This window comes from Coleofasciculus sp. B1-GNL1-01, assembly GCF_040220235.1.
In the GTDB taxonomy this organism is placed as follows: domain Bacteria; phylum Cyanobacteriota; class Cyanobacteriia; order Cyanobacteriales; family Coleofasciculaceae; genus Coleofasciculus.
On record NZ_JAVJTO010000084.1, the window covers coordinates 1 to 23,281 of the forward strand.

General features: G+C 41.9%; 15 protein-coding genes and 2 pseudogenes. 3 read left to right on the forward strand and 14 right to left on the reverse strand.

All coding sequences use genetic code 11. From position 1 onward, the window contains the following. Window positions 1–503: 503 nt before the first annotated feature. Window positions 504–1,373, forward strand: a complete 870-nt coding sequence (locus tag RID53_RS20740) for a GIY-YIG nuclease family protein (RefSeq protein WP_446389894.1) — start codon at window positions 504–506, stop codon at window positions 1,371–1,373. 120 nt (window positions 1,374–1,493) lie between these two features. On the opposite strand, the gene RID53_RS20745 is transcribed toward RID53_RS20740, so the two are convergent. Beyond that, on the reverse strand, window positions 1,494–3,374 hold the full coding sequence (locus RID53_RS20745) for a transketolase (protein ID WP_446389895.1): 1,881 nt from the start codon (window positions 3,372–3,374) through the stop codon (window positions 1,494–1,496). A gap of 430 nt (window positions 3,375–3,804) precedes the next feature. On the opposite strand from RID53_RS20745, the gene RID53_RS20750 reads away from it, so the two are divergent. Both RID53_RS20750 and RID53_RS20755 read left to right on the forward strand, forming a co-directional pair. Further along, entirely contained in the window at window positions 3,805–4,029 is a 225-nt protein-coding gene (locus RID53_RS20750) for a hypothetical protein (RefSeq protein ID WP_446389896.1), read from the forward strand. Window positions 4,030–4,236: 207 nt separating this feature from the next. Then, entirely contained in the window at window positions 4,237–5,754 is a 1,518-nt protein-coding gene (locus RID53_RS20755; protein ID WP_446389897.1) for a glycosyltransferase, read from the forward strand. A 59-nt stretch (window positions 5,755–5,813) separates the two neighbouring features. Here RID53_RS20755 and RID53_RS20760 read toward each other — a convergent pair whose 3' ends face one another. The 13 genes and pseudogenes from RID53_RS20760 to RID53_RS20820 all read right to left on the reverse strand — a co-directional run bounded on the left by RID53_RS20760 (window position 5,814) and on the right by RID53_RS20820 (window position 23,220). Further along, the gene (locus RID53_RS20760) at window positions 5,814–6,422 is read right to left on the reverse strand and encodes an RloB family protein (RefSeq protein ID WP_446389898.1); all 609 of its coding nucleotides are present in this window, start codon (window positions 6,420–6,422) and stop codon (window positions 5,814–5,816) included. A gap of 14 nt (window positions 6,423–6,436) precedes the next feature. After that, window positions 6,437–7,828 carry an AAA family ATPase gene (locus RID53_RS20765; protein ID WP_446389899.1) on the reverse strand — a complete coding sequence of 464 codons (1,392 nt, stop codon included), beginning with the start codon at window positions 7,826–7,828 and terminating at the stop codon, window positions 6,437–6,439. A gap of 447 nt (window positions 7,829–8,275) precedes the next feature. Further along, entirely contained in the window at window positions 8,276–10,963 is a 2,688-nt protein-coding gene (locus RID53_RS20770; protein ID WP_446389900.1) for an AAA-like domain-containing protein, read from the reverse strand. Beyond that, window positions 10,960–12,327, reverse strand: a complete 1,368-nt coding sequence (locus tag RID53_RS20775) for a serine/threonine protein kinase (protein ID WP_446389901.1) — start codon at window positions 12,325–12,327, stop codon at window positions 10,960–10,962. The genes RID53_RS20770 and RID53_RS20775 overlap by 4 nt, the downstream gene beginning before the upstream one ends. A 158-nt stretch (window positions 12,328–12,485) precedes the next feature. Then, the gene (locus RID53_RS20780; RefSeq protein WP_446389902.1) at window positions 12,486–13,994 is read right to left on the reverse strand and encodes a protein kinase domain-containing protein; all 1,509 of its coding nucleotides are present in this window, start codon (window positions 13,992–13,994) and stop codon (window positions 12,486–12,488) included. A gap of 95 nt (window positions 13,995–14,089) precedes the next feature. Then, window positions 14,090–14,800, reverse strand: coding sequence for a hypothetical protein (locus tag RID53_RS20785; protein ID WP_446389903.1), 711 nt, complete (start codon window positions 14,798–14,800; stop codon window positions 14,090–14,092). 84 nt (window positions 14,801–14,884) lie between these two features. Next, window positions 14,885–16,096 carry a protein kinase domain-containing protein gene (locus tag RID53_RS20790; protein ID WP_446389904.1) on the reverse strand — a complete coding sequence of 404 codons (1,212 nt, stop codon included), beginning with the start codon at window positions 16,094–16,096 and terminating at the stop codon, window positions 14,885–14,887. A gap of 161 nt (window positions 16,097–16,257) precedes the next feature. Beyond that, on the reverse strand, window positions 16,258–17,232 hold the full coding sequence (locus tag RID53_RS20795) for a type IV pilin-like G/H family protein (RefSeq protein ID WP_446389957.1): 975 nt from the start codon (window positions 17,230–17,232) through the stop codon (window positions 16,258–16,260). A gap of 105 nt (window positions 17,233–17,337) precedes the next feature. Beyond that, window positions 17,338–18,189: pseudogene (locus tag RID53_RS20800) on the reverse strand (serine/threonine protein kinase); the annotation flags it as partial. Between the two features lie 42 nt (window positions 18,190–18,231). Continuing rightward, window positions 18,232–19,635, reverse strand: a complete 1,404-nt coding sequence (locus tag RID53_RS20805) for a serine/threonine protein kinase (protein ID WP_446389905.1) — start codon at window positions 19,633–19,635, stop codon at window positions 18,232–18,234. 99 nt (window positions 19,636–19,734) lie between these two features. After that, complete coding sequence (locus RID53_RS20810) at window positions 19,735–20,742, reverse strand: type IV pilin-like G/H family protein (RefSeq protein WP_446389958.1); 1,008 nt, start codon at window positions 20,740–20,742, stop codon at window positions 19,735–19,737. 153 nt (window positions 20,743–20,895) lie between these two features. Beyond that, window positions 20,896–21,777: pseudogene (locus tag RID53_RS20815) on the reverse strand (serine/threonine protein kinase); the annotation flags it as partial. 39 nt (window positions 21,778–21,816) lie between these two features. Further along, window positions 21,817–23,220 carry a serine/threonine protein kinase gene (locus RID53_RS20820; RefSeq protein ID WP_446389906.1) on the reverse strand — a complete coding sequence of 468 codons (1,404 nt, stop codon included), beginning with the start codon at window positions 23,218–23,220 and terminating at the stop codon, window positions 21,817–21,819. Between the last annotated feature and the right edge of the window lie 61 nt (window positions 23,221–23,281).

A 23,281-nucleotide genomic window follows, 5' to 3' on the forward strand; every position in this document is an offset into this window, starting at 1 on the left:
AATCCTTGCTACGCAAGAATCATGGAGATTAAAAAAAGCAATTCTAATAAAACAAGCTTTTGATTCTGTTGGAGCCTTTGCTACTTAAGAGTTTAAGCTCATTTAAATTGCTAATTTGCCATAACCAGTCTAAGAGAGCCAAGAAAAAAATGAATATGGCAACTAAAACGCCATAAATATTGGGAAATTGACCCATTCAGCAATTCTCTATTATTATATAGCAATCCTATTTAGGTTGTGGCAATTTTTAAAACTAGAAACCTTGCTATACCTGGGTTTCAAGCCGTTCACTTGTTGCATCCTATTTAGGATTGCTATACAATAGGTAGAGCAACTTGTCTTTGCCCAATTATTGCAGTATTTCTAAACTATAGCGCTACGCGCTGGCGTATTTACACATTAGAAATGGAAGCTTTATCAGGAGTGTTTTAGAACATTTGTCCTGTAACTACGCGAGAGGATACTGCTATAGAATTTTTGCCATAAATCTATTATATATAAAAATGACAAATTTTCCTATTTTTTTCGGACAGTTTACTTTACGCCAACGTCATCAGCTTCCCGAGCAAGCAGGCATTTATTTTGTCCTTGATGAACGCGAACAATTACTTTATATTGGTCAAGCTAAAAGCCTGCGCGATCGCTGGGCAGGAACAACTCATCACCGATACAAGCAATTTGCCAGGAAAGGATTAGATAAAATCATTCTTAGATATATTCTGACTTCCGTTTCTGAACTGGATAAGTTAGAGCGAGAGTATATCGAGCAGCTTAAACCTCTACTGAATGATAGCAAAGTCAAGGAATATCTCCCCAAAACAAGTCCTCGGTTTTCAGAATTGCGACGCTTACTCAAACTCACAAGTCAGCCTCTCTTTCCTTCAGTGATGTCTACGTGCAGCGAGGGAAAGACAATCCCTAGAGACGCTTGGGACTTGTTTCGAGGTTTTGTTGCAGGTGTATATGAAGAACGCCAGCCTTCCATTCTAGTAGTGTGCAGACAGAATATGGGAAATATTTTGTTAAAAAGTTCATTACATCGAACTAAAAAGCGCTTTTACATAGAGACAGACCCTAAGTCTGTACCAATTTGTTATTTTTTCGATGCGAGACAAACAATTTTTGTATTTGTCGAATTATTTAATGATAATTGGGCAGATCAAGTATTCAAAGAGGTTTATCCAAACTTAGTGGATTGCCAGATCGCTGGCGTTGTCCTTAAGAAACTCGTCAATTCTAATTTATTAATGCCTGCCTTAGAAAAAATAATAGTTAACGGGGACAATGCAGCGCAATCTTACCTTTTAAAGGTCTGTAAAAATTTACAACCTTTGCCTGCTGATTTCTCTTTAAACAAGCATATAATTTGGTGAAATTTATCTCGGTGGCTTGTTTGGAGACTTGATCATAGATAAAGACACCCCACCGGGGCGTCTCTACAGATTTTGACTGTCAACGGTTATTAACCGATGCCCTAGGGGATATTATTGGGCTTATGCGCCAACGGGTTGCTTAACTAGCGATCGCGCGGCTTCAACGATGGCATCGGCGTCAATTTTTGCCTCGTGCATCAGTTCTTGAGGTTTGCCAGAACCGGGCATAGTTTGTACCGCTAACTTAATTAACTGGAGTTGAGAACCTTGATAGGTGGGTGCGGTATCAACACCAGCAAAGGCGTCCTGTACGGCGGCACCTAAGCCCCCTTCTAACCAATGATCTTCAACGACAATCAAGTTGCCCTCGGTATCTTGTGCCGCTTGATGCAGGGTTTCTGTATCAATGGGTTTAACTGAATAGGCATCAATAATCCGGGCAGTGATACCCTCTTGTTTGAGCCGATCATACGCCTTCAATGCTTCGTGCAAGGTTACCCCGGCACCAATCACCGTCACTTGGTCGCGATCGCTACTGCGGAGAGTTTTGCTACCACCAATGGGAAATTCTTCCTCTTTTTCATAAATAACAGGCGTTTTCATCCGCGTTGTCCGCAGATAAACGATCCCATCCCGGTCAACCATTTGACTCACCAGTTTAGCGGTTTGGTTACCATCACAGGGATACAGCACCGTACTACTCCAAACGGCTCGCATGGATGCCAAGTCTTCTAATGCCATTTGCGAGGGTCCATCTTGACCAATGGAAATTCCGGCGTGAGACCCCGATAACTTAATATTGGCGCGAGAAATCGCTGCCATTCGCACGAAGTCATAAGCGCGACTCAGGAATGCACCAAAGCTAGAGACAAACGGCTTATAATGCCGTGCTTGTAATCCCATCGCTGCACCCACCATCTGCTGTTCAGCAATGAACATTTCAAAAAAGCGATCGCTATGGGTTTTGGCGAAGAATTTGGCGCGGGTGGAGTTACTTACCTCCCCGTCAAGTGCAACCACATCGGATCGCGATGCGCCGATGGCGGCTAATGCTTTACCGTAGGCGGTACGGGTAGCAACGTTCTCTCCTTCGTCGTAGCTGGGGAGTTCCAAGGGTTGCGTCTCGCCAATGATGGCAGGTTCTCCCTCGTCTTCTGGTTTAGGCACGGAAATCTGAATATTGCGTTGACCGCCTAATTCCTCAATTGCCGCGTTTGCCTTCTCCTCATCCAAATTCTTACCATGCCAACCACTCTGATTTTCTACCACAGAGGCACCTTTTCCTTTCACGGTGCGGGCAATAATGACGACAGGTTGGTTATGGATGGACAGTGCTTCACCGTAGGCTTGCTCAATGTCCTTAAAATCATGACCATCGATTTCAATCGCATGCCAACCAAACGCTCTCGCCCGGGTAGCATAGGCTTGGGTATTCCAGCCCAGTTCAGTTTGACCCCGTTGACCTAAGCGATTCACATCAATAATTAGAATCAGATTATCCAGATTATAGTAGGAAGCGTGATCAAAGGCTTCCCAAACTGATCCTTCAGCCGTTTCACTATCGCCTTGAAGTACCCAAACCCGATAGGGAAGTTGATCCAGGTATTTTCCAGCCAAAGCCATACCGACACCAACGGATAAGCCTTGTCCCAGAGAACCTGTAGCCACCTCAATTCCAGGGATCAGGGGAACTGGATGACCTTGAACCGGACTGCCAAACTGACGCAGCGACATCATCTCCTCATCTGACATCACCCCCGCCGCTTTATGCATCGCATAGAGTAAGGGACAAGCGTGTCCTTTTGATAGGATAAAGCGATCGTTATTCGGGTTATCGGGATGGTCAAAGTCATAGCGGAAATACTTGGACATGAAGACAGCCATTAAATCCGCCGCCGACATGGAGGAGGTAGGATGACCAGAACCCGCTGCCGTTGTGGAGCGAATACTATCCACGCGCAGTTGTTGAGCGAGTTCGTGCCATTGATTCTGGGTTGTCATAATTATTCTTCTTATTGAACGTCAACCAAAGGGGGAAAGTTCTCTAACCCCTTGAAATTCAGGATATAAGCCTTAGAGGAGTAAGGCTTAGATTAGGGATATTGCAAAAATTAGATCATGCCCAAATCTAGAGGAAATGTCATCAATCGATAGCTACATAAGTAATTGCTACTAAGCCAAGTTCTAATATCCAATCCCTGACTAGGGCAACCATAACCTTAATAAATTTGAAGCCTGCTTTACGTCTGCCTTATGGCATAAAAATAGCATTGATATCTTATCTATCTTAGGAGTGACGAATATCCTCGCTGAGGAGTTTTAGCCTAGTGAAGGCTTCGCTGGTACAGTCGGGTTAAGTTAAAGGGCTTGCCTTGATCAGCCAAAGCCTCAATTAGAAAAATTGAACGATAAAAAAATAAGGAGAATTAAAATGCCGACTCAAAGCGAACAAGTTACAGGAGTACAGAACACCAACTATAACCTGGTTAGTGTGTTGTATCACATGCTCAATGGTGCCGCTACTTACGATGAGTATATCCAGGATGCCGAGCAATCTGGCGATCAGGAACTGGCTCAGTTTTTACAAAATGTTAAAAAGCAGAATGCCGAGTGCGCTAATAAAGCCCAAGAGTTACTGGCGCAGCGAATTAAATAGCCGCCAACCAGCGCTATTGGAATAAAATAAAGAAGTTAAGCTTCCTTTCTGCATGAGAGGAGGCTTTTTGGCTAGCTATTATCCCGGTTCTCTCAATCTCGGTAGCATTGTCATTGCTTATAAGGGAGGGGGTAAAAGGGTAATGCTTGTGTCCAAATCATTACGACTATGATCGACGAATTAATTTAATTTTAGCGAGTTTTTATTATGCATATTGGATTTCTTAACCCACAAGGTAACTTTGACCGCCATGATAGTTACTGGACAGAACATCAAGATTTCGGGGGTCAGCTCATCTATGTGAAAAATGTGGCGGTAGAAATGGCAAAGCATGGTCACAACGTAGACATTCTCACGCGCCAGATTATTGACCCAGAGTGGTCTGAATTTTCCGAGAAATTTGATCACTATCCCGATGCACCCAATGTTCGGATTATCCGCTTACCGGCTGGACCCAAAGAATTTCTCCGCAAAGAATTACTCTGGTCACATCTAGTAAGAGACTGGATACCCAATATCCTACAATTTTATCAAGAAGAAGGGAATTTTCCTGATGTGATGACCAGTCATTATGCTGATGGTGGCATATCGGGGGTTTTAATTGAAGCCGAAGTGGGTATTCCTTTCACCTTTACCGCCCATTCTCTGGGGGCGTTGAAGATGGATAAACTGGAAGTCACACCTGAAAATCTCCCAGAAATGGATGAGTATTATCACTTCGGACGCCGCATCATGGCTGAACGGTTGAGTATGAATCGCTCGGCTGTAAATATTACCAGTACAACGGATCAAGAACGGTTTAAACAATACGCTCATCCTGCCTATCGAGGGGCAGTTGATGTCAACAATGATGCTCGTTTTGCCGAAATTCCACCGGGAGTTGACCCTTCATTGTTCGATCTTGAATCCCGTTCTCCAAACGAGGAAGAAACCTATCAGTTAATTCAAGAACGATTAGCGCGGGATATTGAAGAAGAGCGACGAGATTTGCCAGCAATTATTGCAGCTAGTCGATTAGCGCCGAAAAAGAATCATCTGGGTTTAGTTCAAGCCTTTGCTGAGAGTGAAACGCTGCAAGAAAAAGCAAATCTGGTTATTTTCACCCAGGGGGAAGACAACCCACTGCGGGAACCTGTTAGCAATCATACAGCAGAAAAGGAGGTACTTATTCCCATACGCGACGTGGTGAACAATAATAACTTATGGGGTAAAATCAGTGGCTTTAGCCTCCCAGATCAACCCGCCCTCGCTGCTGCTTATCGATTTTTTGTCCAACGTCGTTCTGTATTTGCCCTCACTTCTCACCACGAACCTTTTGGATTAGGTCCAATAGAAGCCGCGTTAGCTGGGTTACCATTAGTCGTGACTCAGAACAGTGGTTTAAGGGAGAGTTTGCGAGAGGGAGATGAGGTTTATGGTATTCTCATTGATCCAGAGAATCCAACAGCAATTGCCCAGGGTTTAGAAGAAGTTCTTAGTGATTCTCAACGGTGGGAGAGGTTGCACAACGCCTGTCGCCAGCATGTATGGAACTATTACACTTGGAAGACAACGGCGATAGATTATCTGAACTTAATCGAGGAAATTGTCGCCTCACCTAACGCCCGTCGTCCGGATGAATTGTTGCCGATTCATCCCTACTTCCGTGACCCGCGACCTGAAAATGATGTGTCTTTGGACGAGTTGAAGGAACTCTATTTCCAATCGTCATTGTCTTCATCGTAGGGGGTGAATTTAGTAAGGTTTGGCGGTAGGGACAGGGCAATGTGGTGTCATCAGGACTGTCACTTATTCAAGCTTTGTAGAAGAATTTCAACGAGCCGATATACGTGTGTTCCTGGTGTAGGAGGCCAATTTTGTGTCGCTGTTGGATGTAGCTGCTTGGCACGAGCTACCGCATCTGCGATCTTGGGTTCATCATATAAAGATAGATCAAGTTTACTACTATTGTAACTTCCTAAAAGCATTCTTAGTCTTGCTTTGAAATTTTTGCAACTTGTATCCTGGGGATTTAAATCGGAAAAGTGTAGACACAACCAAACTTCAAAACAGGGATTGCTGATAGCTAAATAATAATTTTTTTGTTTAGCTTCACGACAAACTGAGCTTAAATTTTGAGACGTCCAACGATCTACATCAAAAACCAGCCAAAGCATATCATCGTCATTTAGATCATACATCTCCTTAAAGTCATTTAAACGGGCTAAAACATACTGAGGAGCAGATTTATGATCATCTCCTGTAGCTAGGACTTCTACTTTAATTTTGGTACTCTGAAACAGACCAAAATATTGCTTTTCGGTGGCTTCTCCTTCAGTAGCAATGATGAAAAGCTTTGCATCTCTTCGATCATGCTGACGATCTAGTAGCTTGGTTCGATTGATTCTGCTCATTAGTTATAGCTGATTTAAACAGACAAATCAGTTTCACAATTCAACCATCCTAAACGTTGTGGATCTCCAAAGAAAGGAATAGCACCAAAACGACCGTTTAAGTAACCTTTTTCAACTTTCAAGTCAGGTCTGATTTTGAATTCGGCTAAAGAATAAAGACTTGATGCACCTTGCTGATTCTTTTCAACAAACCAAATCTCATCCCGTCGCAGTAAATCTAAATCGAGTAGGTTAGTGTCATGAGTTGTAAAGATTAATTGATTACTTTTTTTTCTACAGTTTATTGCTGTTTGCACAAAACAATGAGACAGTAGCGGATGTAATCGTCTATCAAGTTCATCTAAAAAAATGACTTTTTCAGGTTCTTGCTTCAAAAGAAAGAGAATCGGGATAAGATTAAGTAAACGTTGAGTGCCTTCTGACTCTTCTTCAATTGTGAAATCAATCAGATTTCCGTTGTCATTGCGATGTTTAGTTTTCAATTGAATTAACCTTACTTTACCCTCTTTATTTTTGCGGATTAGATACCGTTTACCTCGAATATTACTCCCTATTAATGCTAGTGCTTCTTCATCCGCCTGATTAAGTTCTTGTATTAAATCATCTATGACAAGTTTAGGCATATTTGGAAAATGATAATCAATGTCGAGTTCAATTTCCTCAGTGCTGATCGAATCAATCCCTGTTCCGGCAAATCGAAGAAATTCACTGATAAAATTGATATATGATTCATCACCAAGGATGCCAATTTCTAATCCCGGATAGTCAGCCTCGGCTGGAATAATAGTCAGTGCTTCTCTAAACCAGTTAGCCACCGGAACTAATACATCAACATTGCGGTCAATCGCTTCTGTTAAAAAAAGTTGGTTAGGGCGAGTCCCTTCAGCCACGAAATCAAGGAATTGTTTGCGTTTATTACTTCTACCTTTAAGAGGCGTGCCATAGTCTAAATTTGTTTCTTTTTTTGAAGAAGTGATGCGTTCAAAATACATTACTTCTTGTTTTTTGTCATGAGGAATACCATAAAGCCATTCCTCAAAAATTTGTTCTCTATTCAATCTAAATCCATAAGAGTACTGGATGCCTTGATACGTAAATATACATTCAAATTTACTGGGTTTTTGACTATAATTCCCCAGTTTAAATGGGATAACTGGAATTGATTGAGTGCTTCTAGTTCCTTCTACAACTAAATCTTTGGCAAACTTTACAGCCTCTATAAGATTTGATTTACCTGCTGCATTTGCCCCATAAATTGCGGCGAGTGGTAGCAGTGAGCGATCTTTCCCGGCTGCATTGTTAGCCAGATGTTCTAAATGTTTTTGGTCACTGTTAACGCCTAGCATACTGAACGTAACTTCATCTCTAAAAGATAAAAAGTTTTGTAAAGTTAGTTGAATTAGCATGATTCTTCACCTATCTGTATCCCACTACTTATTCTATCTATAGTACGATAAAACGGCATTTTAGGAGCAAAAATCTCCTAAATACTTAATTCTTGAGCAATTTATCCCTTTCAGTATAGATGGTATACTACTTTCGCCGCGATCGCACTCACCCACACTGGTTGTATCGGGTGCAGGTCAACGAGAGTTTGGGTCTTTGGAACCTAGACGGAGCCTTGTTTTTGAGTAACCTAACGCCCTCGCGCTTCCTGAACATTACGTGCTTTCCATCATGCGTACCCCTTTTAACCTCATTATCGTTAAGGAGAAATCCATTAATTTTGTTGACTCCCCCTTATTTTTTGTTAACCCTGAATAAAGGATAAGGTGGTGGGTTACGGCGGAGTGATCATTAAATGATTTGTTTCCTAAATTGAACACCGCCTAACCCACCCTACAGATTAAGGTTTATCTATCTATATTTACAGGAGTGTACTTTTGACAAAGGTGGAATGCATCAGAATGAGTCTTGGCGTGAACAGGATTGTCGTTTCCGATTAGGCTGACACACCCTTGCTGCAACAGCTTGTTCAGATTCAAATTCCACAAGCGAATTGTTCCATCCGAATTCGCTAATGCTAATTGTTCACCATCCGGGGAAAAGCTAACCTTGGCGACTGGATTTTTATGACTCGGTAAGGCTTTAAGTAATGTACCATTTTGATGCCAGAGTCTGACGCGGTTATCGGTACTTGTCGTGGCTAACATTTGGTTATCTGCACTAAAGCTAAAGCTGGTGACTGGCTTAGTATGGTGTAAGATGTTCTGCAATGTGCCATTTTTACGCCAGAGTTTCACTGTACCCTCTGTACTGCTAGAGGCAATGAGTTGACTATTGGGACTAAATTGGATATCAATAATCGCATCAGTGCTTGCATCAAAGGTGTGGAGTAATTGACCATCCCGACACCGCCACAGTGCGATCGCGCCTTGGTGATCTACAGTTGCTAGTTTATCACCGTTGGCAGAAAAACGGACATGGGAAATATGGGGACGAGTTAACGTTTGCGCTAATTGATTCTCCAGATATTGCCACAGTTGAATCTCCTTATCGGTACTAATGGCAATTTGTTGGCGGTTGGGATTAAAACTGATACTGGTTATCGTATCAGCATCAACGTTTACAGTTGCCTGTCGTTGACCCTTTTGATCCCAAACTTGAATTGTACCATCAGCGCTAGCACTGGCGAGGGTTTGGCTATCGGAACTAAAGCTAAGATTAAGAATGCGATCGCCTGCTTCCTGTAAGGTATAAACTCGGTTAGATTTATCGGGATCACTCCGATGATGCCACAGCTTTACTGTACCATCCTGATAAGCGACAGCCACCATCTGACTATCAGGACTAAACTGAAACTGAGTCACTGGGGAAGAATGTCCGGGTAAAGTATTCGGCTGACTGAAACTCGAAATCACTTGATTGAATGCCATAATTACCCGCATTTTGGTATCCGCTGTCACGCCGAGAGACTGTTTCAGTTCTTTGGTGGCGCGAATACTTTCGATGAGTGCATCTCGCGGTTTATTAGTGGCTAAAAGGGATTCGGATAATAAACTCAGGGTATTGATTTTAATATTCCGTTCTTCGATAGAGGGTTTAACCCAAAAGACACTTATTAATACTGTTATAATTACCGCCGCTGCCCCCGTGAGATATTGAAATCTTAACTGCTGTTCCCGATTTAATTTCGCTTGGATTAATTTTCGCTGCTGTTGTTCTTTCGTCAATTCTTCCAGTAATTCTTTTTCGCGACGCAGTTGCTTAATTTCCGCTTGATTTTGGCTTTCGATTTGCCGTAACTGGGTTAGGGTTGCTTCTTGAGACGCCGCGAGGAAATGATAGTCGCGATCGCTTAAACTTTTCCCTGTCGCCCAATCTTGAGCATCTTGTAAAGCCTGTCCGCGCAATAATCGGGATTCATCTTGACAATCTGAGGCAAACCAAGCGGTTAACGCTTCACTGTATGGGCGTAATTCAGCCAGGGCATTTTCTACCCAATTGGCGGTAAAAATCGACTGATAAATTCGGTTTTTGACTCTGAGTTTTCCCCTTTGACAAACCACTAATCCACTCAGGCATAATTGAGCTTGTTCTGGACTCTCATCAGCAATCAGTTCTCCTTGGTGTAAAATTCGCTGATAAAGTCCCAATAATCGACCCGCCAATTGCTCATTTTTGAGAATGCGATCGCGGATAGTCCGGATATGGGCAGGTTCATCCTGAGATTCCCAGTTTTCCAGGAGTTGAGATTGGACAATTTGCCCAATTAAGGGTGAATTTAAATCGTTGATTGAATCATTAATAGTCGAGTGATGCACCCCGACTAGGCTTGAATGTTGCACCACTACTTTACAGAGTTTTTGGGTTAAGAAAGGTTGTCCACCTGTCCAGGTTAAAATCTCTTGCAATACAGTTTCAGGATGATTAACATTTCCCGCTAATCCCTGAATCAACGGTTGGCAATCTTGGAATTGAAACCCCTGCAATTCTATCGCCCGACCAATATTAAAAGGGGTGCGAGTGGGGTCACTAATTAAATCCGAGGGTGTAGCAACTCCGACTAGGACAAACGTCAGGCGTTGATAATCACTATTTTGGGCGCGTTTATTATAGCAGGCGCGAATCAAGGCAAAAAAGTCATCGGCAGCTTCCTGCAAGCTGAGAATACTATCGATTTCATCGATAAAAATAACAATAGGTTGAAATAACTCTTTCAGCAGTACCGTTGAAAGAAGTTCACTCAATCGCTGCACCGGAGACATCCAATCTCGCCCTTGCCACCAATCCATAAATTCCAGGGGATTGAATAGATTAAAGCTATTCAATAACTGATAGGCTACACCGCCATACCACTGATCCAGGGATTGGCTACCAATATCCGATAAATCAATTGCAGCACAGGCAAATCCTTCCGCAGATAGCTTTTGCATGGTGCGAACCAGTAAGCTAGATTTACCCATTTGTCGGGAATTAAGGACATAACAAAATTCTCCAGCTTTGAGTCCTTTATAGAGTTCCGTGTCTGCTTGTCGGATAATATAGGTGGGGGCATCTTCAGGTAGACTACCACCGATTTGGTAAGGAAAATTAGTCATAACTTCAGCCAATCTAATAGTTCTTGAATTAACCAGGTACTTTCCTGTTCACCCAAAGCACCGCCCAGTTTATACGTACCCCGTGTTGATGGAATTCTGACTTCATAAATAGACCCCCGATTCACTAGGAAGGGATTCCCAATATTTGTAATGGATTGCTGCTGGCGACCATATTTGAAGAACCCTGTCTGTCGCTCTAGCTGGAATAGGTTACGATGGCGATCCAATAAAACGTGAGTTTTTTGACCAAAAAAATTAGCCAGTAAAGCAACAAATGCTGTTAATAATGCTAAGACTATCAACAGCCCCATTAATGCTGGTTTATCTATTAGCAAAATAACTTGATTTATCAAGGCAAAAAATAAAGCTAAAGTAAAGTAGCCGAAAATGATAGCTCCCAGCCAGCTATATTGGATTATTTTACGAAGTCCCGGTGCAGGAATTGTAATCACGAGTTGTTTCATGGATTTATTAATATTGATTTTAATCAGACTCCCTGACGGTTTATAAGTTTTGATTCGAGTCGGATTAGGCGCGGCAGTAGAGAGATTAACATGTCCTGATATTAGCGATTTCATAGCTTGTTTGGCGGTGCTAAAGCGCTTTTCTAACCCAATTTCCGTCATCTGCTCAATCCAAGGGATAAAATGGGAGTTAATACTTATGCGATCGCGAAAATAAATCCGCCCTTCTTTTTGAGGTAAATCAGCCGGGGCTGTACCCGTTAGTAGGTGAATTAAAGTTGCGCCCAACGCATATAAATCGGAAGCCGCCACCGCCCGTCCCAAAAACTGTTCTAAGGGCGCATAACCACTCGTCCCCACCACAGTAAACGTCACTCCGGTAACAGCCGCTTGCGCTTGTACTGCCCCAAAATCCACCAGATAAACTTGCTTGTCTTCACCTAAAATCAGATTACTGGGTTTAATATCTCGGTGCAATACGGGCGGACTCAATTCGTGTAAATAAATCAGAATATCTAGAACTTGAGTCGCAATCGCACGAACCTGTGTCTCACTAAACCGTTTATTTTTATCTAATAATTCTTGAAGCGAATCTCCCGGAATATAGTCTTGCACCAGTCCAAACCACGGCAACTGTAACCCCGCTTCTTTGTCTAAGGAAAAATAATCACGATAGCGGGGAATTCGGGGATGATTCAGGGCTTGTAAAACTTGTGCCTCGCGTTCAAATAGTTTAAGTTCCTCCCACTGCATTTCCGGGCTAAAGGCTAATAGCTTAACCGTCACTTGTTCATTAGATTGTAAATCCGTCGCTAACCAAGTTTGTCGCCCTGCTGCTGTGCGCCCTAATCTTTGATGGAGCTGGTATTGTTCTTTTAAACATTGATCACGATTGAACACAAGATTACCTCGTTTTTCTCGATCATAACGTTCCTATCTTCCTGGGTACAGCGAAAGAGTCTGGTGCGTTACCTCCTTTTCGTTTCAGGTTGTAGAGGGTTGTGTACATTGCCGATTAAGTTTGATGTCTTTAACCGCTTATTTATAGGTTACATCTGTTACCCATAGTCCGCTAGCCAATCTTGAATTTCTTGACGCAGCCAGTTCGCTTCAGATTGAGTTAAGTAGTTTGCCAAGGGATAGGTATTAACTTCAGCCTGCCCAGAAACTGATTGACCTAAACGTTGGCTACTATAATAGTTATTGGTTCTAGTTTGGAGATAGATAGCACGCCCATTGTTTCCTATAAATACGTTTTTAATGTCTGAAGTATTTCCCCGGCAATGTAAATGCTCAATAACGAATTGATTAAAATTAATTTTTATTGAATATCCCCCCAGGTTAGCAATGCTTGTTTTTTTTATGTCCTGCAAATACTTTCCTAGTGTATTGTAACCTAGTGACACCAAATGAGATAAGCATAAAATCAATATCCCGCTAACAAACGCAATCAAAAAAAACATGAGCAGGCTAGTTGATGAGAATTCTTTTAAGACTATGCTTACCACTATACCAAGTGTCGCAAATACAACTCCACCAGCAGCAGATACTAAAAGTAATGTCAGCAATGCCCAGACAATGAATAAGCTAAAATACAAGGCGCACTTTAATCCATTTTTAAACACTATTTCCCAAAATAGTAGTCTGTCTTGATGGATTTGCAAAATAATTTCTCGCGGCGATTTATGAACTTGAATTCGACTCAAAAAAGGAGGCTGAATAGTTTCCAATTGCTCAGGAATCGATCGCCCCGTTTCTAATGCATCAAGTGCTTGATTTGCACAACTCAAGCGTAAGCCTAAGTCAGGTTCCGTCAAGGCTTCAATCCAGCTGATCAACTGAGAATTAATACTCACCTGATTCCGAAACTGTATCCGTAAATTCCGTTGGGGTAAATCCGCCGGCGGAATACCCGTTAACAAATGAATTAACGTCGCGCCCAAAGCATAGAGATCAGACGCAGGAACCGCTTGTCCCCAAAACTGTTCCAAGGGGGCATATCCGCTTGTCCCCACCACAGTAAACGTCACTCCTTCTACCGCCGCACTGTTTTGCACTGCACCAAAATCCACTAAATAAACCTGCTTCTCGTCTCCTAAAATCAGGTTACTCGGCTTAATATCCCGATGCAATACAGGGGAATTTAACCCATGTAAATAGGCGAGAATTTCCAGCACTTGTTTAGCAACTGAACGAACTTGTGACTCCGTAAACCGCTTTCCCTCATTCAGTAACTGCTGTAAGGATTTTCCGGGAATATAATCCTGTACCAAGCCAAACCAACACAACCCCGCGCCTATTTGTTGATCCAACGAAAAGTAATCACGGTATTTAGGAATCCGGGGATGATTCAGTTGCTTCAGCACCGCCGCTTCCCGTTCAAATAACTTAAACTCATCCCACTCCATCTGGGGATTAAACGCCAGTAACTTAACTGTCACCTGTTCGCCAGACTGTAAATCGTGAGCTAACCAGGTTTGTCGCCCTGCGTTATTCCCTAACTGATGTTGCAGTTGATAACGTTCCTTTAACGATTGATTGGGATTAAATAAATGATGATCTATCATAACTCTCTGTTGCTATAACGGCTCAACGTGCTGAAACATCAAAATCGGCAAAACTACTCCCTATAAAATGGCTCAGATTCATAATTTTTGACGCATCACGGTGAAGGTTTATAACGCTCAATTGCCGTCATTGCTTTATCTTTACCGCCATAGTATAATTGAATGGTTTCAGTAATCTGAACCGCTCGTTTCTGCTCACCTATAGCCACTAACCGACGCACCATCGCATCTAAGGCTTTAGCTTTTTGTTCGTAGTTGGTGATTGTGTTAGCCACCTGAATTGCTTGTTCATACTCAGTCGCCGTGGTTAAATACGGTGCGATCGCTGCTATGGTATTACTGCGAATCGAGTCATGGGGGATAGTACGAGTCACTGTCAGGGCTTGGGTATACTCACCAGCATCTGTTAAGTTGAGTGCGATCGCTTGTACCCTTTCGATGATGGGCAAGGCTGGATCATATTCACTAGCCGCCGCTAACTCCAAGGCAATGACGGCTAATACCTTTGCCTTTAGCCATTCGTCTGTAATCGTTTCCGCAATCTGAACCGCTTGCTCAGTCTTACCTGTAACCGTTAAATTAGTGGCAATAATCTCCAATGCCTTTGCCTTAAACCATTCGTCTGTAATCGTTTCCGCCGTATCAAGGGCTTGATTATACTCACCAGCACTGGCATAATTAGCCGCACGCTCTGCTAAATTCCAATCGTTCCCGATAAAAGAGCCTCCATTAATTTTTACTGTATTCGGGGCGCATTGAATCACCCCCTCTTGCACAATTGGTGCTGGGGGGCGATTAGTACCCAAAGATTTTGCCTTACACAGAATTGTAAATGTCGATCCTCTTGTTCTTTCAACGCTACCCCAAAAAACACCGCCAACATAGCTCTTTTAATTGGATTTACGGGAAACACCATAGTTAATGGAACTCAGGGGCGTGGTATGACTGGAATAGCTATAGTTTTTTGTTTCAGAGATAATACCTAATTCCAGATTTTTTACATTATCAGTAAATGCATTTTTATCGAGGAAGTAGGCTTGCTGGGCGCGATTCATTGCACCAACATATTGTTTAGCTTCTGACTGCTTAGCTTGATGAGCCGCATTTGAAAAGAATAGAGAAATTAGTCCCCCCAAACCAATTAGTCCGAGCAACGCTAAACAACCACAACCATACCCACCATCTGTGTCAGATAAAGGGCTAATTGATTTTTGGGCGGAGAATTTACTGGGGTGAGAAATAAAACAAGATTGCAACGAAGACAACGCTTGACGTGCTGTACTCAACCGTTTTTCCGGTGCAGGTTGAATTAACTGGTTAATCCAGTTGGCAAAATTCGGATTAATTCGGACTTTATCTTGAAACTTGATCCGCATTTGCTGCTGGGGCAATTCCGCCGGCGGAATCCCTGTTAATAAATGAATTAGCGTTGCACCCAAGGCATAAAAATCAGAGGCAGGTACAGCCTTTCCCCATAACTGTTCTGGTGGTGCATAACCACTGGTTCCCACCACTGTAAACGTAGCACCTTCAGCTTTGGCTTTGTCTTGCACAGCACCAAAATCTACCAGATAGATTTGGTTATTTTCCCCCAAAATCAGATTACTTGGCTTAATATCGCGGTGGAGAACAGGCGGACTTAATTCGTGTAGCTCGATTAAAATCTTGAGCAAATCCTCAGCAAACTGACGCACCTGATTTTCGCTAAACGGTTTCCCTTGCTCTAATAACTGTTTGAGAGAGTCACCGGGAATATAGTCTTGCACCAAACCAAACCACGGTAATCCGGTGACATGGGAGGTATCACTATTATTATCAGCAGAAGATGCTTCTAAACTCGCTCCAACACCATCCACAGAAAAATAATCCAGATATTTAGGAATGCGAGGATGATTAAGATTTTTGAGAACTTGAGCTTCTCGTTGAAACAACTTTAAATCATCCCACTGCATCTGAGGATTAAATGCCAGCAATTTAACCACAACATCTGCTGGTGGTGAGGCTTGCATATCCGTGGCTAACCAAGTTTGTCGCCCCGCATTTTGCCCCAATTTTTGTTGTAGCTGATAGCGATCGCGTAAAACTTGTCCTGCACTTAACATAATTGACTCCTTCCTGCTTCATCCGTCACATCCCTGGCTAACAATTCTATGGCTCTATAGATTATCTCTCATAACGGATTACCACCTCTATTGTGATAACGGCTCAATCAGGTGAACTATCCGAATCGGCAAAATTCGTCTATAATATTCATGATGACGCATCACTGTGAAGTTTTATAACGCTCAATTGCCGCCATCGCTTTTCCTTTACCACCATAATAAGATTGGATGATTTCAGCAATCTGAACCGCTCGTTTATGGTTCCCTGTAGCGACTAATCGGCGTACAATGGCATCCAAGGCTTTGGCTTTTGGTTCATAGTCCGTAATCGTTTTAGCTACCTGAATGGCTTGTTCATACTCAGCAGACGTGGTTAAATAGGGTGCGATCGCTTGGATAGTTTTACTCTTAATCGAATCATCGGTGATATGACGAGTTACTTTCAAGGCTTGCTCAGACTCACCAGCATCAGTTAACTTGAGTGCGATCGCTTGTATCTTTTCAATGATTGTCAAAGCTTGCTTAGACTTACCCATCGCCACTAACTCCGTGGCAATAACCTCAAGTGCTTTGACTTTAACCCAACGCTCTGTAATCATTTCCGCAGTATCAAGGGCTTGATTGTACTTACCAGCTTTCGCGTAATTAGCCGAACGATAAGCTAACTTCCAATCTTCCCCCAGAAAAATTCCTTTTTCATCCTCTCCATAAGACTTGAGCTTTACTGTCTCCGGGGCGCATTGAATCACACCATCTTCTACAATTGGTGCTGGAGGGCGATGAGTACCGGGAGATTCTGCCTCACACAGAATTGCAAATGTTGTCATCTCTCCTGTTGCTGCAGCGTCACCCAAAAATACAGCGCCCACATAGCCTTTCATCTTTGATTTTTTGGAAACGGCATAGTTAATAACGCTCAAGTAATTTGTATGCATTGAATAGGTATAGTTTTCTGTTTCAGTGTTAAATCCCAGTCCCAGTTCAGCAATAGCATCAGTAAAATTACTTTCCTCTAAAAAATAAGCTTGCTGGGCGCGATTCATTGAACTAATATATAGTTTTGCTTCTGACTCTCTGGCTTTACCAGCGCTATTAAGAAATGAAGGAATTACTATGATAATAAAGCCAATTCCCATTAGTCCTAGCCAAGCCAAGCAGCCACAACCGTAACCACTTTTCGTATCCGATGAACGGTTTATTGATTGTTGCACAGGAATTTGATTCTGGTGATAAATAAAACAGGATTGCAGCAAAGAAAAAGCCTGACGTGCCGTACTCAACCGTTTTTCCGGTGCAGGTTGAATTAACTGCTCAATCCAGTTAGCAAAACTCGGCTCAATCTTGACTTTATCTCGAAACTTAATCCGCATTCGCTGCTGGGGCAATTGAGACGGCGGAATCCCTGTTAATAAATGAATCAAAGTCGCACCCAAAGCATATAAATCTGATGCAGGTACAGCTTTTCCCCATAACTGTTCAGGGGGTACATAACCACTGGTTCCCACTACTGTAAATGTAACCCCTTCAGCTTTGGCTTTGTCTTGCACAGCACCAAAGTCTACCAAATAAATTTGGTTATCCTCCCCCAAAATAAGATTACTCGGCTTAATATCACGATGGAGAACAGGCGGACTTAATTCGTGTAGCTCGATTAAAATCTTGAGCAAATCCTCAGCAAAATGACGCACCTGATTTTCGCTAAATCGTTTCCCCTGATCCAATAGCTGTTTGAGAGATTCACCGGGAATATACTCTTGTACTAAAGCAAACCAAGGTAAGTCAGTTACATTAGACTTATCATTATTATCGGCAGCATATTCTTCTAAACCCGCCTCGATATCATCCATTGAAAAATAATCAAGATACTTCGGAATGCGAGGATAATTGAGATTATTAAGAACTTGAGCCTCTCGTTTAAACAGCTTCAACTCATCCCATTGCATCTGGGGATTAAACATCAAAAATTTAACCACAACGGTTTTTGGCGGTGAGGCTTGAGTATCCATCGCTAACCAAGTTTGCCGCCCTGCATTATGTCCCAACTGTTTTTGTAGCTGATAGCGATCGCGTAAAACTTGTCCTGAACTTAACATGAGTTACTCCTGGGAATTATAATTTATTAATTACATCCGTTGTTAACAATTTGCCAGCCAATTTTTAATTTCACAAACCAGCCAACTTGATTCAGATAGTGTTAGTCGATTTGCCAAACAATAGTCTTCCTTTCTTGTCTTGAGATAGATGGCTTTACCTGAATGGTTACTACCTACTCCTTGAATCTCTGAAAGGAGTAGATGGAAATCAAATCTCTGACAAGTCAATTCCTCCATGTCAAATACTACAGAGTATCCCCAGAAATTAGCACGTATAAGATTACGGATATCTCTGTACATTTTTTTTAAATGAATCAGCCCTTCTTTATTCAAAAGAATCCAAAGCCCAAATATATAAAGACTTGCTATTATTGTTAAAAATGGCATAAAGAATAAATTCTTTAATATATTAAACCCAATTAAGGTTAGGCATAAATCTACAAATAACAATGATAAAATTAAACTAAAGAATAGAATTAATTTCATGAATAAAAATACGGGAATATTCACAAAGCACATTATTCCTTTTGCAGCAAAATAAACAATAAGTTTATTTTTGTTTTTCTCAAGCTTAATTCGTGTTGAAAAAGGCGGACATACAGTTTCTAACGGATAACGAATAGATTGCCCTGTTTCCAATGCATCAAGAGCTTGACTAGCACAACTCAAGCGCAAATCTAGGTCAGGTTCCGTCAAGGCTTCAATCCAACTTATCAACTGAGGGTTAATACTCACCTGCTCCCGAAATTGTATGCGTAAATTTCGTTGCGGCAAATCAGCCGGAGAAACACCTGTTAATAAATGAATTAACGTCGCGCCCAAAGCATAGAGATCCGAAGCCGGAACCGCTTGTCCCCAGAACTGTTCCAATGGTGCATATCCACTCGTTCCCACCACGGTAAACGTCACTCCTTCTACCGCCGCACTATCTTGCACCGCACCAAAATCAACTAAATAAATCTGCTTATCCTCTCCTAAAATCAGATTACTCGGCTTAATATCTCGGTGTAATACTGGAGAATTTAACCCATGTAAATAGATGAGAATATCCAGCACTTGTTTAGCAATCGAACGAACCTGTGACTCCGTAAAACGCTTTCCCTCATTCAGTAACTGCTGTAAAGATTTGCCTGGAATATAATCCTGCACTAAGCCAAACCAACATAACCCCGCCCCAATTTTTTGATCCAAGGAAAAATAATCCCGATACTGAGGAATTCGAGGATGATTCAGTTGCTTTAGCACCGCTGCTTCCCGTTCAAACAACTTAAACTCATCCCACTCCATCTGGGGATTAAACGCCAGTAACTTCACCGTCATCTGTTCACCAGACTGTAAATCTTGAGCTAACCAGGTTTGACGCCCTGCATTGTTCCCTAATTGCTGTTGCAGTTGGTAACGTTCCTTTAAGCATTGGTTGGGATGAAACAAAAAATTATCTCTCATAATACCCTTTCTCTGTAATCATGCAACGAATAAATCCTCTGGGCTATCGCCACCAAAATAGTTCTTATTAAGATGTATCAGATTCATGATGTTTATGCCTCATCGGTAATTTTTATAACGCTCAAGTGCTGCCATCGCTTTATCTTTACCACCATAGTAAGATTGGATAGTTTGAGCAATCTGAACCGCTCGTTCAGGGTTTCCCGTAGCGACTAATCGGCGTACAATGGCATCCAAGGCTTTGGCTTTTAGTTCGTAGTCTGTAATCGTTTTAGCCACCTGAATCCCTTGTTCATACTCAGCAGACGTGGTTAAATAGGGTGCGATCGCTTGGATAGTCTTACTCTTAATCGACTCATCTGTGATACTACGAATTACTCGCAAGGCTTGTTTATACTCAGCAGACGTGGTTAAGTAGGATGTGATCGCTTGAATCGTCTTACTCTGAATCGAGTCATCGGTGATATGACGAGTCACTCTCAGAGCTTGGGTATACTCACCAGCATCAGTTAACTGGAGTGCGATCGCTTGTATCCTTTCAATAATTGTCAAAGCTTGCTTAGACTTACCTACCACCATTAACTCCGTTGTAATTAAGTCCAGTGCTTTTACCTGAATCAAGTCATTTGTAATCGTTTCCGCAGTATCAAGGGCTTGGGTATACTCACCAGCTTTCGCGTAATTAGCTGAAACATCTACTAACTTCCAATCTTCCCCCAGAAAAATGCCCCGATCATTTTCTCCATCAAGATTTTCTGTACCCGGAGCGCATTGAAGCATACCATTTTCTACAATTGGTGCTGGGGGGCGATTAGTACCCTTATCTTTTGTCTCACACAAGATAGCTAATGTTGTTAATTCTCCTGTTGCTTCAACCCTACCAAAAAACACACCGCCCACATAACTCTTTAAATCGGATTGGCGGGAAACACTATAGTTGATCGAACTCAAAAGAGTGGCATAAGTTGAATAGGTATAGTTTGTGGTTTCACTTTTTACACCAAGTCCTAGCTCGTCAAATTCATTCGTAAAATTAGCCTTCTCTAAAAAATAAGCTTGCTGGGCGCGATTCATTGAACCAATATACTGTTTTGCTTCGGATTGCATTGCTTTATCAGCGCTACTAAGAAATGAAGGAGTTAATAGGAAAATAAAGCCAATTCCAATTAGTCCGAGCAAAGCCAAGCAGCCACAACCGTAGCCACTATCATTATCAAAATAGCGATCATCTACATAGCGTCTTGAGTGTTGAGCAGGGATTTGATTGTGGTGAGGAATCAAAGAGGATTGCAGTGCAGAAAAAGCTTGACGTGCCGTACTCAACCGTTTTTCCGGTGCAGGTTGAATTAACTGATCAATCCAGTTAGCAAAATTTGGCTCAACCTTGACTTTATCTTGAAACTTAATCTGCATTCGCTGCTGAGGCAATTGAGATGGCGGAATCCCTGTTAATAAATGAATTAAAGTCGCACCCAAGGCATATAAATCTGATGCAGGTACAGCTTTTCCCCATAACTGTTCAGGGGGCGCATAACCACTGGTTCCCACTACTGTAAATGTAACCCCTTCAGCTTTGGCTTTGTCTTGCACAGCACCAAAGTCTACCAAATAAATTTGGTTATTTTTTCCTAAAATTAGATTGCTGGGCTTAATATCACGGTGAAGAACAGGCGGACTCAATTCGTGTAAATAGATTAAAATATTGAGCAAGTCCTCGGCAAAATGACGCACCTGATTCTCCTTAAACCGTTTCCCTTGATCTAATAACTGTTTGAGAGAACTACCGGGAATATACTCTTGCACTAAAGCAAACCAGGGTAATCCGTTTACGTTAGACTGATCACTATTTTTATTATCGATAGAAGAGTCTTCTAAACCCGCTTCAACATCATCCACTGAGAAATAATCCAGATACTTCGGAATGCGAAGATGGTTTAGATTCTTTAGAACTTGAGCCTCTCGTTGAAACAGCTTCAACTCATCCCATTGCATCTGGGGATTAAACGCCAGCAATTTAACCACAACGGCTGTTGGCGGTGAGGCTTGTGTATCCATCGCTAACCAAGTTTGCCGCCCTGCATTATGTCCTAATTGTTTTTGTAGCTGATAGCGATCGCATAAAACTTTTCCTGCGCTTAACATGAGTTACTCCTTGAAATAATAATTTATGAGTTACGTCCGTTATTGACAATTTGCTAGCCAATCTGTGATTTCACCAACTAACCATTTTGATTCAGATGGTTTTAGTCGATTGACTAAACAGTAGTTTCCTGTTCTTGTCTTGAGATAGATAGCATTACCCGAATGATTACTACCTACTTCTCGAATCTCCGCAAGGCGTAAATAACGATCAAATCTCTGACAAATAGATTTTTCTGCATCAAACACTATAGAGTATCCCCAAAAAACAATTTTTAAACTGCTAATATCTCTGTACATTGCCTTTAAATGAGATACTCCTTCTTGTAGTAATTTTATAGTTAAAGTTATCCAAAATATATTTGTCATCAATACAAATATATTCATCAAATTCACCAAAGCTCCAAAAATACTAAATATTAGAACTAAAACTATAATTATTAAAAGTATAATCAAAGCGACAAAAGGAATTAGTTTCAACATAAAAAAGTAAGCTTCTAGGGGAACCAAGAGTCGGCTTGTAGGCAAATCAATGACAAGTTTATTTTGACTTTTTTTAAGCTTAATTCGTGTTGAAAAAGGCGGATGTACAGTTCCCAATGGATAACCCATAGAACGAATCGATCGCCCGGTTTCCAATGCATCAAGAGCTTGACTCGCACAACTCAAGCGCCAATCTAGGTCAGGTTCCGTCAAGGCTTCAATCCAACTGATCAACTGAGAATTAATACTCACCTGATCCCGAAATTGTATGCGTAAATTTCGTTGCGGTAAATCAGCCGGAGAAACACCTGTTAATAGATGAATTAACGTCGCGCCCAAAGCATAGAGATCCGAAGCCGGAACCGCTTGTCCCCAGAACTGTTCTAAGGGTGCATATCCACTCGTTCCCACCACAGTAAACGTCACTCCTTCTACCGCCGCACTATCTTGCACCGCACCAAAATCAACTAAATAAATCTGCTTATCCTCTCCTAAAATCAGATTACTCGGCTTAATATCTCGGTGCAATACAGGTGAATTTAACCCATGTAAATAGATAAGAATCTCCAGCACTTGTTTAGCAATTGAACGAACCTGTGACTCCGTAAAGCGCTTTCCCTCATTCAGTAACTGCTGTAAGGATTTGCCGGGAATATAATCCTGCACTAAGCCAAACCAACATAACCCCGCCCCAATTTTTTGATCCAAGGAAAAATAATCCCGATATTGAGGAATTCGGGGATGATTCAGTTGCTTTAGCACAGCCGCTTCTCGTTCAAACAGCTTAAACTCATCCCACTCCATCTGGGGATTAAACGCCAGTAACTTAACTGTCACCTGTTCGCCAGACTGTAAATCTTGAGCTAACCAGGTTTGACGCCCTGCATTATTCCCCAATTGCTGTTGCAGTTGGTAGCGTTCCTGTAAACGTTGCTTGGGATTAAACAAGAGATTAGTTTTCATAAGGATTGACCGCCTCTATTGCTGTAACTGTTCAACGTAATAAAAAATCTGAATGGGCAAA